Annotated in this window: 9 protein-coding genes; 5 read left to right on the top strand and 4 right to left on the bottom strand. The window is 41.5% G+C overall.

Going from position 1 to position 15,032, the window contains the following annotated elements; translation table 11 throughout:
• Window positions 1-34 precede the first annotated feature (34 nt).
• The 4 genes from GLIP_RS01770 to GLIP_RS01785 all read left to right on the top strand — a co-directional run bounded on the left by GLIP_RS01770 (window position 35) and on the right by GLIP_RS01785 (window position 8,027).
• Window positions 35-1,378, top strand: a complete 1,344-nt coding sequence (locus GLIP_RS01770) for a tetratricopeptide repeat protein (protein WP_008842835.1) — start codon at window positions 35-37, stop codon at window positions 1,376-1,378.
• Entirely contained in the window at window positions 1,351-2,526 is a 1,176-nt protein-coding gene (locus GLIP_RS01775) for a FecR family protein (RefSeq protein WP_008842836.1), read from the top strand. The genes GLIP_RS01770 and GLIP_RS01775 overlap by 28 nt, the downstream gene beginning before the upstream one ends.
• A 12-nt stretch (window positions 2,527-2,538) precedes the next feature.
• Window positions 2,539-5,724 carry an Ig-like domain-containing protein gene (locus GLIP_RS01780; RefSeq protein ID WP_008842837.1) on the top strand — a complete coding sequence of 1,062 codons (3,186 nt, stop codon included), beginning with the start codon at window positions 2,539-2,541 and terminating at the stop codon, window positions 5,722-5,724.
• A gap of 74 nt (window positions 5,725-5,798) precedes the next feature.
• The gene (locus tag GLIP_RS01785; protein WP_008842838.1) at window positions 5,799-8,027 is read left to right on the top strand and encodes a CHASE2 domain-containing protein; all 2,229 of its coding nucleotides are present in this window, start codon (window positions 5,799-5,801) and stop codon (window positions 8,025-8,027) included.
• Between the two features lie 41 nt (window positions 8,028-8,068).
• Here the strand turns inward: GLIP_RS01785 and GLIP_RS01790 are convergent, their stop codons facing one another.
• The 3 genes from GLIP_RS01790 to GLIP_RS01800 form a co-directional block, all read right to left on the bottom strand.
• A complete protein-coding gene (locus tag GLIP_RS01790) occupies window positions 8,069-9,667 on the bottom strand; it encodes an HD family phosphohydrolase (protein WP_008842839.1) in 1,599 nt (532 codons plus the stop codon).
• A gap of 204 nt (window positions 9,668-9,871) precedes the next feature.
• The gene (locus tag GLIP_RS01795) at window positions 9,872-10,555 is read right to left on the bottom strand and encodes a PEP-CTERM sorting domain-containing protein (protein WP_008842840.1); all 684 of its coding nucleotides are present in this window, start codon (window positions 10,553-10,555) and stop codon (window positions 9,872-9,874) included.
• A gap of 253 nt (window positions 10,556-10,808) precedes the next feature.
• On the bottom strand, window positions 10,809-13,211 hold the full coding sequence (locus tag GLIP_RS01800; protein ID WP_008842841.1) for a serine/threonine-protein kinase: 2,403 nt from the start codon (window positions 13,209-13,211) through the stop codon (window positions 10,809-10,811).
• Between the two features lie 179 nt (window positions 13,212-13,390).
• Between GLIP_RS01800 and GLIP_RS01805 the strand changes: the two genes are divergently transcribed.
• Complete coding sequence (locus tag GLIP_RS01805) at window positions 13,391-13,987, top strand: ECF-type sigma factor (RefSeq protein ID WP_008842842.1); 597 nt, start codon at window positions 13,391-13,393, stop codon at window positions 13,985-13,987.
• Window positions 13,988-13,989: 2 nt separating this feature from the next.
• Here GLIP_RS01805 and GLIP_RS01810 read toward each other — a convergent pair whose 3' ends face one another.
• On the bottom strand, window positions 13,990-14,901 hold the full coding sequence (locus GLIP_RS01810) for a PEP-CTERM sorting domain-containing protein (RefSeq protein ID WP_008842843.1): 912 nt from the start codon (window positions 14,899-14,901) through the stop codon (window positions 13,990-13,992).
• Window positions 14,902-15,032: the final 131 nt, after the last annotated feature.

The following is a 15,032-nucleotide window of genomic DNA, read 5'->3' on the forward strand; positions in this document are numbered from 1 at the left end:
AGGTATTTTTTAAGCGCTTTTTGGGTTGGGGAAAATGGATAGTAAATACAATTTGAAAGCTTCATGTTTTGTGCTGCGCTGTTTTTTGATTTTGGGGATAGGCGTCGGGTTTCCGGTTTATGCACAAGTAAATAATCTAGAAACAGTAACTGCAAAATTATATGCATTGTTGGAAGAACAGGAGTTTCAATCGGCTTTCACGTTAGCTCAACAACACAGCGATACGTTCGAAGGAGATGCTAAGTTTGACCTTGGTTATGGTTTGGCAGCAAAAAGCGCAGGACACTGCAATTTAGCATTATATCCACTAGAGCGAGTGGTGCAATTGCAACCTACGTCAGTGGAAGCACGCTTTGCGCTAGCCAATTGTTATTACGAGTTGGGAAATTTGCAGGCGGCTAAATCTGAGTTTAATTATTTATCTCAGTTGCCATTATCAGAGCAAATTAGCGGATATGTTGGGCAGTTTAAGAATGCCATTGAGCGTAGGCAAAATGAAACGACTGGTGGGTGGCAAAATACGCTTCAATTTGGACTAGGGCAGGATTCAAATCCCAATAATGGTGTTGAAAACGAATTTGTCAGCATACCTGTGTTGGGCCAAGTTAGACTGTTTGAGCAAAGTAGAGAAGTTAGCAGCAGTTTTTACAATGTCAGTGGCCAATTTAGCTATTTCTCACCTATCGATAAACAATCAGCGTGGTTTGCTTCGGCAGGGATGTCCTACACCGGGTTTTCGGAATCCCTTGCACTTTCCCGTTCGAATCTAAGTGGACTTGTAGGCTACGTTTCGCAATTACATAAGGTTAACTGGGGAACGCGAGTATTTTATCGTCCCCTTTGGTTAGACGAAGAACACTTTCTGGATTACTTTGGTGTGGTGGGAGATTTAAGCACAGAAGTTTTTGCGGATTCTAAGGTGGGTGCGGAACTTACCTTGGCACGCCTTGATTATGCTGAAATTGAGCCATTAACTCGTCTTCAAAAAAATCTAAGTATTTGGTTTGATACTCCCACTTTTAGTGGCCAAAGCCGCATTTCACTAAATGTTGCTGACGAACAAACCGATGAAACGCGTTTTGATTTTAACTCCCGCAAAATAACAGGTCTTAGCTATCGTTTGGATAGCCAAATCAACTGGCAGTGGTCTTATCAAGTAGCAGTCGATTATTCAAAAATTGAATACGATCAAGCACATCCGCTATTTGCCCAAATTCGCGAAGATACCTTAAGTCAATTAAGCGTCGATTTATATTATCAATGGTTAGAGAACTGGTTGTTGAATGCACAAGTCAGTGTGACCAAAAATGCCAGTAATTTAGATTTGTATGAATACAAAAGGAGCAACGTATGGCTTGGCGCACGTTATCAATTTTAACTAATGCGATGAGAATGGCAGGGGGCACGCTAGCTATTACTAGTATCTTGTGCTTATCAAATTTAGCAAGTGCTGCTCAACAGGATGCAGGCAAAACGATAATGGCTAAAGGGGATGTGATGGCCCATAACGACAATGCTGAGCGTCAACTCGTTAGGCGTTCGCCTGTTTATAAAGCGGATTTAGTCACCACTGGAGACACGAGTACGTCGCAGTTACGCATGATCGATGGTGCGCTTTTATCTATGCAAGCTAATAGCGAATTACGCATTGCTGACTATGAGTTTTCGCCGCAAAACCAGCAAGGTAATGTCAGTATGTCGCTTATCAAAGGTGGGTTACGCACGGTTACAGGGGCTCTTCAGCAGAATTCGGACAATTATCGATTAACCACACCTGTCGCAAGTATCGGCGTTCGGGGGACGCATTTTGAAGCAGAAATGGTCGAGGCTGATCTCTATCTGGCTGCTTGGGATGGCATTATTTTTATCGAAGTAACCGCAGCCAACTCGGGTGAAAAATTTTCGTTGGGGCCGACTTTACGGTATCAATTTGCGATTGTTCGGGCGGATGGCAGTGTGGAGTTTTTATTGCAAACACCGGGGACGTTTTCCGCAGGTCACAGTAGCGAGATCTATGCACAACCAATACAGCAATTTGCTCTGGTCGATGTGTCGGAAGCAGAAAATAATATTTATATAGCCCAAAGCGTGAATCAAAAATACATCGATAATGAACGCTTTGCAGCCAACTGGTTGCCTGATGATCCCCTTGTTGTGTCACGTACAGGCTCAGTAGCGTTTGATTTAGTGGAACAACACTCGGTAGTAAGTAGTTCGGGTTCAATTTCTGATTTTACGATGTCAATTACAGTCGATTTCGATGCTTCTACTGTGCCTACCGGCAACCTGTCATTTGTAGATAGCGGTGGTCAATGGTTTGCTGCCTTTAATGGCTTATTAAATCAGCAGGGTTTGGATGTGGACGTGAACTTTGCTTCTCATGGCAATAATCTCGCGAGCGGTTCTATTGAAGGTCTATTAATTGATCAAGCTCAAGGAATCTTGGGCAACCTTAATTTGGCTGAAATTAATACGCCGTCGATAACCGCAGACGGTGCATTTGAACTTCGCGAAAGTAAACCATAAGGAATGACCAGTATGAATATTAGATTAACAATTGCTGGTGGATTAATACTCCTGCTACTTAGCGGATGTGGCGGAAGCAGCAGTGATAGCGCACCTATCTCATTTAAGGCTGGCAGCCAATCCACAAGTGACAGCGAAGGCCGGTTTGTTTTGCCAACAGCTAACACAATGGTGGATGGCAATATTTTGGTTAGTGTTGAAGTGTCAGATTTAGATGGCTTGCAATCTGTTTACTTGCGCTTCAATGACAGTTCAGAGCAGCTCATATTGTGCACAACTTCGTTGACTGCAAGTGCGACCAATAGTTGTGGTAGTACTACATTTTCACAGGTTGAAAACGGTATTTATCCGGGTAATTACAATGCAGAGCCGGGTCCTTTGCGGATCAGTTTGTGGGTTACAGATTCAACTCAAACAACCACTATGGTGGCAACCACAAGTATCGATTGGCAGCCCAAAAGCATTGAAGGTTTTACGGTTGTACGCAGTACCAGTGGTCAACAAGCGGAAGTGGTTTGGCAGGAAAATCCTGACTTGTTGCGATACAACCTGTATATCGCTACACAAAGCGGAGTAAATATAGAAAACTATCAAACGCTTGATGAAGGGCAGGCCGCTTTTGCACTCACTCAGCCGCCCTTTGTATTTGAAAATTTAGAACCAACTCAAACGTACTACATTTTACTCGCGGGAATTGACGGCAGCGGTGAAAGTGCCCGAGCGCAAGAGTTCATATTATTGCCAAACGATCAAACTAATTTTCCGCCACAAGCAAATGATGATGATGAAACCATTGATGAGGACGAAAGCGCAACGTTTGCGCCTTTGGATAATGACTCAGATCCTGATGGAGATCCGTTAACTCTACTTTCTGCAAATGCAGATTCAGGTCAGGTTACGGTGAATGGCAACGAACTAGATTATCAGCCGCTGTTTAATTTTAATGGACAAGCAACAATAACCTATCAAATTGGTGATCCTTTTGGCGCTACCGACAATGCGCAAATCACCGTGACCATACTCGCTGTAAATGATCCACCTGAAACTCAGGATGATTCAGCTTCAACGACCATTAATGATCCAATAAATGTGGATGTCTTAGCCAATGATAGCGATCCAGATGGTGATAATTTAACCATTACGAATGTCGAAGCAACGAATGGCTCAGTAGATATTGAAAACGATGGGACCTTGACCTATCAGCCGGATCTCGGTTTTGTCGGCATTGACGACGTGGTTTATGAGGTGTCGGATGGCAATGGATTAGATGCGCAAGGTATACTAACAGTGACTGTTTCCAATTCGGATCTGCCACCACAGGCACAAGATGACAGTTATGACATGGTGGAAAACACGGTATTTAGTATTCTAAAAAGTAGCGGTGTTTTACTCAATGATTCTGATCCTAATAATGACGCCTTAACGGTTAATACCATTCCTGTTCAGAATCCGAATTCTGGCGTATTGACACTAAATAGTGACGGTAGTTTTAATTATACACCTAACTCGGATTTTTTCGGTGTCGATACATTTGTCTATGAAGTACTTGATCAAAGTAACCTCAGTGACACTGCGACTGTCACCATCAATGTGCAACAATTACCAGAAGATTTAATCGGTGACTCTACATCTATTTCTGGACAATTTCGCTACATAGGAAGAGGGGAAACCTCGCCAGGAAGTGGTGTCGGTACAGGCTTATATAGAATTGGAGATTGCCTGCAAATAATTGATACTTATTGCAGTTTTGTTGGGACCTACCAAGAAGCCGGTAACAGCGGAAATCAGCCTAATGAGATAGGTTCATATGCAATGGTTATGACGTATCCAGGTACTGGTGAATCGCCGGTTGTAGCTCAATCAAACGCACCGGGCAGTGATATTTTATTTTTTACCGATCTGGGTAACGCATTATTCGAGCTATATTTGTTCCCACCTTCAGGTCAAGTCATTAAATCTGCTTTTCCTGATCCAAACTTTGCCACATTACAAAACTTTGGTGCGTATATTATTCCTCCACTAGATTGTCAGGGCCTACCAAATAATACTGAATGTAAAATTGGTAACGTTGGCTTGACTGTAGATGCGGTACTGACTGCAAATTTGGACGTGTTAGATTTTGTCATTAATGGGTATGCTACCGTTGATGTTAGTAGCGAGCCTGTAGCTCTAGAAGATCAGTTTGTCACTAGTGTTGATCAAGTCTTAGCTGTCAATGCGCCCGGAGTTTTAGATAATGACAACGATGCAGATATTACCGTTATCGGCGATACCTTAGAGCAGCGAAATGCTGTATTAACGGCGCTTAATACACCTGTTGCCATTGCTGCAGATGAGTATCGCCAGTTACTCTATGTGTATGCAGCTAACACCGATTCCGTGTCGGTATATGATCGTTCCGGCGCTGTCAAAGCACCTTTACCTTGGCAGGGAGAAAGCGCAAATGATGCCGACTTAGATGTTGCTCCTGTTGCGTTAACGATGGCGAATGTTGCGCTAAATCAAGGCACACTATTGATGATCAATGGTGAAACCGATAATGCTGAGATTTATGCGGTGGATCCGCAAACAGGCATAGTGCTAGCCCAACTTAATACAGAGTTTGGTAGCAGTCATGTGGTTGGCGGCGCTTACAACCCGATCAGCAAAACATTTTTCCTGTTACAGGACAATGTACCTGTAAACGGCCAAGCCAATCAGGTAGCTGAAATCGACCCCAATACGGGAGAGGTTATCAGTAACTTTTTCTTCAATCAGAACGATTCAATGTTTGATGTTAGCTTTGGTGATCTAGAAATAAACAGTACTACGGGTAATCTGTATTTAGTCAGTAATCTGGAAGGCCGAATCGCTGAATTTACTCAAACCGGTGATTTGGTGCGTTATATCAACCTTCCTATTGAGGTGACAAGCCCTAGTGGTATTGCCATAAACGCTGCTGCGGATCGAGTATGGTTTGTAAACAATACAAATTCCTCACCTATTATTGAAGCACAGTTTTCAAATCTGGGGCAATTTCCCGGAATGGTAGCGACCTTGATCACGCCGACGCAAAACGGCACTGTTACACTTAATTTAGATGGCAGTTTTACTTACAGTCCAGCAGCCGGATTTAGTGGAGAAGACAGTTTTATTTATCAGGTTGAAGATCAAACCGGTAAATTTGCTCGAGCGTCAGTGAGCATAAATGTTCAGTAATATGCGCGATGGGTTACTTTTGAACAGTTTGAAAAAGCGACGCATTTTAAGATCGCAGTTGGCCTTGGTGATTAATGCTGACTAGTTTAACAAGAGGCACCACTAAAAGACGCTGGAAGCATGCACCAGCGTTTTTTTTAATATTGGTAGTTATCTTAATTCAATTATTCGACTGGAGCGTAATTCAGTTACCTAGAGAGCGCATAGATGGTTTAATTTACGATCTCAAAGTGAAGCGGCTACCGCCATGGCCCGAATCGGTAACCAATATACAGATCGTCGATATTGACGAATATAGTCTTGCCGCAGTAGGCCGAATGCCGTGGTCTAGAGAGCACTTCGCCAATCTAACGAGCAAGTTAAGCCAGCTTGGCGCTATCGTTATCAGCTTTGATGTGCTGTTTGCGGAACCCCAACATAATCCTGCTGAAGCTGTTTTAAGCCAACCTGAGGTGTCGGCAAAGTTTGATTCTGCAATGCTCAATTCAATACAAGCACAATTCAATTACGATCAACATTTTGCCGATGCGATCACCACTACTGACGTTATATTACCGACCTTATTTCATCGAGAACTAGACACCAGTTCGGGGCTTGCTTTACAAATTGGCGCGTTAGATTCGCAAGGTGTTTTACAAACACAACCTGATTTGCCGTTGACGATTCCCACCTATCCCGGCTTTGCAGGTGTATTACCTAAATTCGCGCCTGTTGCCAGAGGACAGGGGTTTATGAATTCCTTTGAAGACGCCGATGGTTTTATTCGTCAAGTCGCGTTGTTAGCTCAGGTAAACGGTAAAGTTTATCCATCATTGGCGCTGGAAACATTTCGAGTTTACAGCTTAGTGGATCACCTAATCCCGCAGTGGGAAGCGCTACAAGGCAAGGCGTACTTAACGGGACTTTCAGTCGGAGATCAATTCATTGCGACGGATAACGAGTCTAAGATATACATACCATATCGCGGTACCAAGAGAACATTTCCGTATACTTCTGCTGCAAATGTGCTGTTAGATGAAATTAACGATAATCGTTTTGACCAAGCCGTCGTCTTTATTGGCTCTTCTGCTACTGGTCTCGCTGATTTGCGTTCCACACCTGTAGAATTAGGGTTTCCAGGCGTCGAGATTCAAGCGACGATTTTCGATGCATTGATAACCCCTTCAGAAATTCCTTATCAACCCGAATGGTGGCGTGAAGCCATGTTGTTACAATTATTAGCGATAGGCTTGTTGTGCTTTTTATTTTTCCCGAATCGAACACCGGGCGTAACAACTGGATTGTCTGTCTTATTCTTATCTGGCGTTATCGGCTTAAATTTACTGTTGTGGTTTGGTATGTCGATTTATTTGCCTTTATTTTCACCGCTTCTACTCACTGTTTTATTGTCTTCATATTTTATTAGTCGTGGATTTTTCTTTGAAAATAAAAAGCGCCGTCAAGTTAAAGCTGTGTTTGATCAATATGTGCCACCTGCTCATATTGATCGGATTTTACAAGATCCGGAATCAGTCAATTTATCGGGAGAGAAAAAAGAGCTGTCAGTTATGTTTAGTGATATTCGCAGTTTCACCAGTATTTCTGAGAGTATGCAAGCTGAAGAGTTAAAGCTATGGCTTAATCAGTTTTTTTCGCCAATTACGCGGGTTATTTTAGAGCATGACGGCACCATTGATAAGTACGTAGGGGATATGGTGATGGCGTTCTGGGGGGCGCCTCTTGATGAACCAAAACACGCGAGCAAATCCATAGCAGCAGCCTTTTCGATGCTAGAACAATTAACCATTTTGAATCATACGTTTGCACAGCGACAACAACCCCTAGCGCAGATCGGTATAGGTATTAATACTGGCGAAATGAACGTAGGAGACATGGGGTCAGACTTCAGACGCAGCTATACAGTGATAGGCGATGCGGTTAATTTAGGTTCGCGTTTAGAAGGTTTAACCAAGTTTTATGGTGTAGACATTTTAGTCAGTGAATATACCCAACAACAAGCTTCTGACTATCACTTTTGTTTGGTTGATCGGGTCAAAGTAAAAGGAAAAGTGAAACCAGTTACCATTTATGCACCTCTTGCAAAACAAGTAACAGAAAAAATGCTTGAGCAAAATTTGCAGTTTAACTTAGCAATTGAGAGTTATTTTGCGCAGGAGTTTTATGCTGCTTTAACTATCTTAAAGCAACTTGATGATTTTTCGAATCCTCATTTATTAACTATGTATTTTCAGCGTATTGAGCACTTTGTTGCCAATCCACCGCCATCGGATTGGGATGGCAGTTTCACTCATACCAGCAAGTAACCTTGGCAGTATAACCCCATTGGGATTATTCCAGATTCAGATTAATTAACTGAAAAGCCAGGAATTTTAGTTAAGTCAATTTGGTCCATTTGTTCGGGTTTAAGAAACTCTGCAGCATATTCTTCATACACTTTTTCTTTGATAAACACGTCAAAAAGATCGGGGTCGATATGGTTGTCTAATTTCATGTAGCCCATGATGCGTAAACATTCACTGATTTTTTTTGCATCTTTATAAGGTCTATCGGCTGCGGTTAAGGCTTCGAAAATATCGGCAATCGCCATGATTCTGGCTGGTATCGACATTTGTTCACGGGTTAGTCGTTTGGGATAACCTGTGCCATCCATTTTTTCGTGATGCCCGCCGGCAAATTCAGGAACGCGCTGTAAATGTTTTGGAAAGGGCAGGGTATCAAGCATTTCAACGGTGATATCCATATGGCGATTTATTATGGCGCGCTCTTCGTTATTCAAGGTGCCTCGCGCCGTACGTAGATTGTATATTTCATCGTCGGTAAGTAATGGCATAACTTCACCGTTAACTTGCACATTGTGAGATTTAGCTATAGTAACTAAATAATCTTGGTCTTCTTGTTTCATAAATTCGCCGCCGGTATTGGCTTTTACTACAAAAGCTAAATCTGCGTCTAATTGACTTAAAATAACTTGTAACTCCAACTGTAGCTTTTCAACTGCACCAGATTCTGCATTCATTTTACGTAAGTAATCCAGTTCGATTTGATTTTTAGCTAGTGCAAAGCGGGTTTCGATTAACGCTATTCTATCGAATACCGTTTCCAGCTTTTTAGATTTATCCATCACGTATTCTGGGGTTGCCACTTTTCCGCAGTCATGGATCCATCCCGCAAGATCTAATTCATGCCTATCAGCATCATTCATTGTAAAAGATGCCATGGGCCCTTCATTGTGGCGATGCACGGCTTCTGCAATCATCATAGTTAACTGTGGCACTCGACGACAATGACCACCGGTATAAGGAGATTTCTCATCGATAGCTTTTGCAATTAATCGGGTAAAAGCTTGAAACAGCTCTTCCATATTATCAATGAGTTGCCTATTCGTTAAGGCTACAGATGCCAACGAGGCAAGGGCCTCAACAGTGCGTGCAGTTTCCTGATCAAACGGAATAATATCTGAGCTGCCGTTGTTTCGTGCGTTCACCAATTGTAAAACGCCACTTAAATCACCTTCATGATTTTTCATGGGAATGGTTAATATAGAATGGGTTTGATACTCAAATTGCTGGTCAATATTATTTAGCCGATCTGCGGAAGCGTCCACAGATTGTTGCATATCTTCAATATTGATAATTTCACCAGTCGCGGCAGATTTGGCCACAATCGCGTTTTCGTTAATTTTACCGTCGATATAAATAGGGATGGAATTAAGACTGATAGCACTACCTGAAGAACCACCTAAATGTAGCTTCAGGCTGTCGTTAAAAAGCGTGTCAAATACCAACTCATTGTTGTCGTTTACCGAGTAAATTGTACCACCATCAGCATTGGCTAACTTTTTGGCTGAAAGTAAGATTGATTCCAATAGTTTTTGGGTATTCTTTTCACTAGATAGGGCAACGCTTACGGTTAAAAATTCGTTTAATATCGGGCTAATATTCACTATCAGAATCCTCTTAGTTGATAACCTTATTTATCGCCTTTTCTGGCTTGTTTTTCAACCATTTAAGCGGTTATTTAGGAACTAATTTATAGAGATTTTTAAAGCGGATAAATATGTAGGCGAATAATTAATTTGCGAAGCTAAAAAACAAAAAAACGGTGCTTAAAAAGCCCCGTTTTTACATAATATTTAGTGGCTTTTTATTTAGCTTTTGCGCTTGCGGCTTTTTGCTAACAGACCAAGACCTAATGCTAATAATGCATAACCGGCTGGTTCAGGAATTTCACCTGGATTTTCACCAGCAACAGCCGATCCAAACGTGACATCATCGTAAGCTGTTTGGTTTACAGTACCTCCGAAATCGATTGACAAAGCAGTCCCTGCAAACGTTGCACCAACAGCTGTCCAATTACAAAATTGACCATTTGGATCACCAACGCAGTTATCACTAAATTGCGCTGATAAATCAAGAGTAGCTAGCACATTACCAGTCGCATTTAGGCCGTCATATACAAAAACCTGTGCTGCGGTAGACGAAGAGTAAAAGAACGAAAAGCCAGTATCAAAACCAGGCGTGTAATTTAAAATTGCCGTACCTGTTAAGAAAAATAAAACTGTATCTGCAGATGGTTCGTTCGCAAAGTTACCAGAGCCTCCTGCATCGCCATCAATAAGTCCGAGGGAGTTTGAGCCAAATGAAATATCATAATCGACACCTGAATTACCTTGACTATCAGTACCACCATTATAAAATTCATTGATTGCAGCACTGTTACCGACACCTTCGAAATCTAGTACAATAACATCAGCATTTGCTGCGGATGATGCGGCAAGTAGTGCGCTCGCTGCGATCGTTTTAGCTAAGCTCGATTTATAAAATTTTTGCATATTTTCTTATTCCTTGTGAGTACTTTTAAAGTAAAATTGCCACACTTTCTCTAATGCGAAAAAAGACCACTAAGACAATCGGTTAAAAAGTAAGCACAACCCGTGCCGAGAATTATTTCCTTTACTTTTCAATTTGTTGTGAGTTTTTTAAATTACATTATTTACTAATTTGTTAAGATTATTGACAAAATTAAGTGAGTAAAATTTACCCGGTAAATAATTTATAGATGAGAGTTAACTGAGAACATTTTATCTAATCCAATAACCATTTCATGGTGGGTAAATCTTCACCATTTCGACATTTTTCGATGGCTGAAGGCAGGCGAGTTGCACCATTGTACATATAGCCACTAAGTTGCTTTGTCGCCACAAAAGGCCGCAATAGTTGCTCGGCGATTTCAAAGCTCGTGCATGCATCGGCTAATCGATCTACATCTCGGTACATGTAAGCTAAGATCAAATGGGAAAATGCCCAGGTTGAATATTGAGAAGGTTCGGGTTTAGCTTCTGCCAAGCGTTTTTGATCAGCAACTATCTCAATTTGCTGAGCGATAGCTTGTTCAAAATCGCCCATTTCAGCCAGTAGTTGAGATTTTGCTTCACGCATTTGCATGGCTAGACGAGTGATAGAGGCGTCTCCTTCTTGCAAGGTTTTTAGCTTTTCAGTGGATGCGGTTGCTTTATCTAAAAATTCAACCGATTGATTTTGATCGTGTAAGTTTGCTGCTGCGCCATACGCGATGTAATTTGTCCAAGCCAGCAAATAAAGCAGCATGGGATCATTCGGTTGTTCGGCTTCTAATGCACTTAGTTGACTATCTGCTTTACGAAAATTTTCAATTGCTTCCGCATTATTTCTGTCAATAAAATCAGCCATGGCTAACCAATAGAAGCTGTAGGCTTGATCCTGTTTTGCTATTAGACTTTGCTGCAATGACGGTGGCCATTGCAGTACATCTTGACTTAGTCGATTAGCGTTTTCTCTTAGATATTGTGAATCACCTGCTTGATCCGCTCGTTCCAGATCTGTATATATCAAGTTTCGACGGGCTAGATACCATAATTCACCTCTGCCTGATTGCGGAACTGCATCCAATAATTTTCGGGCATTGGAAATTGTTTGTTGCGCAGCGGCTAAATCGCTGTCATCGTGAACAAGTATCATTGCTTGTGCGGCCATTAACTCGGCTTGGGTTGCATTTACATCGGGTAAATTGGGGGCCGAATTAGCCAACTCTTGCAACATGATCTGGGCTATCGATAAGTTGTCTCGTGAAATATTTACGTCACCTAAATTAGGTTCTGCAGGCACACCAAATATACGCGCTAAACGAATATATCCTTGTGCGGTTTCTAGTTTAAGTTCAGGAGATGCATTTGGCTGTTTACTTAAATTTGCAAGATATTCTTGTCCTCTATTGGCCAAATCTGCACGTATATTGGTATTCCCTGCAACACGTTTTAAATCATCATACAGATCGAAAATTTGATACTTTGCTAATGTTCTAACATCGTCAAATCGAGCCTGCGCTTGTTCCAGGTTGTTTTCAGCCCGTTGATATTGATAAATTGAGGTTCCCCAAGCAGCCAATATCGCCACTACTGCAAACCCTGCAACCAGTGAGGCTTTTGTATGACGCTTAATAAACTTAGAAAATTTATAAGTGTTCGATGTAGAATAAGCCGTCACTGGAAATTGATTTAAATAGTTTTCAAGCTCTACGATAAATGCATTAACAGTTTGAAAACGAAGTTGTGGGTTGGAGGCTGTCGCTTGAGTTATTATTGCTTTCAATTCTTTAGGAATACGACGCTCTTTAAACATGGCTTCCAGTAACTTACCCAAAGAGTAAATATCAACTAAGGTGTTATTACCTTCCCCTGTGGCACGTTCGGGTGCAGCGAAGCCTGGTGTGAAACTCATGCTAGCTAAGGAGTTGGAGACGTTATCATTTTCGGATTGATTGGATGTGGGTTTGGCGATACCAAAATCAATTAATTTTACATCACCAGCTTTATCAACTAGCACATTTGATGGCGTTAAATCGCGATGAATAATCAGGTTTTGGTGTGCGTAACGAACAGCTTCACAGGCTTTAATCAACAGTTTGATGCGTTTCGAATCACTTAAATTTTGTTGTTCACACCATTTGGTTAACGGCTGTCCGTCAATGAACTCCATTATAAAATAGGGCATATTTTGCGGAGTCTGACCACCATCGTAGAGGCGTGCAATATTAGGATGTATGAGTTGCGCTAGGGTTTGTCTCTCGCGTTCAAATCGCTGGATCAGTTGCTCGGATAACACTTTTGTGCGGATGACTTTTATTGCCACATCGTGCTCAAAGTCACCACTGTCACGTTTCCCTTTGTAAACCGCGCCCATACCACCTTGACCAATTAATTGGGTTATTTTGTAAACCCCAATTTTTTCAGGTATGTCGATCGATTCAGAATCAACATCTACCTTTCCGGTGTGCATGACATTTTCTGAGATTGCATCTTTTTCTAATAACTGCAAAACCCGATCTCGGAGTTTAGTATTTGTTCCTGTTTGTGCAGTAACCCATTCTTTTCGTTGTGTATTGGGAATATCCAATGATGCTTCAAACAGTTGCATTGCTTGTAGTTCGAATTGTGTTGATTCTGTGGTCATGAATTCATCTCAGATAACGGTCAATTGGGTTGTTATTGATGTCAGTTTACATTTTTAATTTAGTATAAACATTCGACATATATTATTGATTTTATTATTCTAAACTTAGCACATATGGAATATATGCTATTTTGGTTTCGTTGCAATTCGTAGTTAACCAACTGCCTTTTGGGAAAAATATGTCATTTTCTAACACTCACTCTGGTTCTGTCGATCAATTGTTAATTGCCTGGCGACAAGGCGATGTCAATTCGCGAAACATGCTTTTTGACGTGCTATATAATGAACTAACCCGACTTTCTGCTTTTTGCCTGCAACGCGAAGGCGGAGTATCTCTATCGGCAGGCGATTTGGTTCACGAAGCAGCTATTCGTCTAGTTAATCTTGAACAAATTGAATGGCAAGATAAAGCCCATTTTTTAGCTATTTCTGCACAAATAATGCGTCGTGTTTTAGTCGATCATGCGCGAAAAAAATATGCAGACAAACGTTCCCATCAAAAAGTGACATTGTTAACCAATCATTCTGCAGATAACGATCGCGATGATACCTTCAGCTTATGTTTATTGGACGAAGCACTTAACAAATTAGCCGACATTGATAAGACGCGTGCGCAAATTGTTGAAATGCGTTATTTCGGCGGTGTTTCCATTGAGGAAATTGCCGCCGTTATAGGTGCATCTCCTTCAACAATCAAGCGCAATTGGCGTGCTTCTCGCGCTTGGTTATTGAGCGAACTTGATATGCAGGAGCAATTACCCGATGCCGAAACGTGAAGTTAAGCGCTAAGCTGATGTTTCAATTTACGTCGGGTGAACAACAAGGCTATTCCGGAACCAAATAACAACAAAGATTCAGGTTCTGGTATTTGATTTGGGCCCTCATCATCCGCAGGTAGTTTTGCTAACCCCATAAATTCACCTGAACTTGAATAGGCTTCTACGCCATTAGCAAAGCTCATGTTGAATGACGCTGTGTTCAAAAAATTAGCATCATATGACTCTAAACCATCGCCGTATTCTGTACTGACAATCATATTGGTATATGCAAAAATGTCGTACACTTCATAATCTGATGCTATCTCCACAGAGCCAGAAACACTGGTAAATAGATCGTAGAAACTGCTTTCTGCATCAGCGTCAATCGGATCAAATGCCGAACTGTACTCGTACAAAATAGGAGACGAATCATTAAAGCCGGGCACAAAATTATTCCACGATACTTCGCCCGCAGGGTAAACCGCGATGCCTACGTCATAAAAAATACCTGGCGATGAATCTACGCCTGGAATCAATGGTGCTCCTGCAAACACATCTAAGAAACCTTCAATGTCGAAACCTACATCCCAGTTGCTTCCTGCGCCATTTTTAATAGTGACTCTTTCACCAAAACTACCAAATGTCTGCAAACCATCCAATGTCGTTCCAAATTCAGAAGAATACATCTTCACCGTACCTTCACTTAAGTTAACGGTGGATTCTGAATATCCTGCGACACCTTGGCTTAGTTTGACTTCAGTGGCACCATTTTCGGTAATGCCGTCAATTAATTCGCCGGCACTTACCCGCAAAGCTGGTCTAACAAAGTAAGATAAGTCATCGACCATAACGATAGACATAGCCGGCTGAATAGCGCATGCAGTAAGTAAAACAGCTCCGCTTGCTTTTATAATGTGTTTTCTAAGTTCCATTTTTCTATCCTATTTAAGATAAGGTTTCATACTCAGTTGTTTTACGGTACCTCTGTGCTAAACAACACAATCCTTTCAACTACATTTAAAAACTGAAAAAAACAGCGATCGCATAAACCGCTATTTTAAAT

Source organism: Aliiglaciecola lipolytica E3 (genome assembly GCF_000314975.1).
Taxonomy (GTDB): domain Bacteria; phylum Pseudomonadota; class Gammaproteobacteria; order Enterobacterales; family Alteromonadaceae; genus Aliiglaciecola; species Aliiglaciecola lipolytica.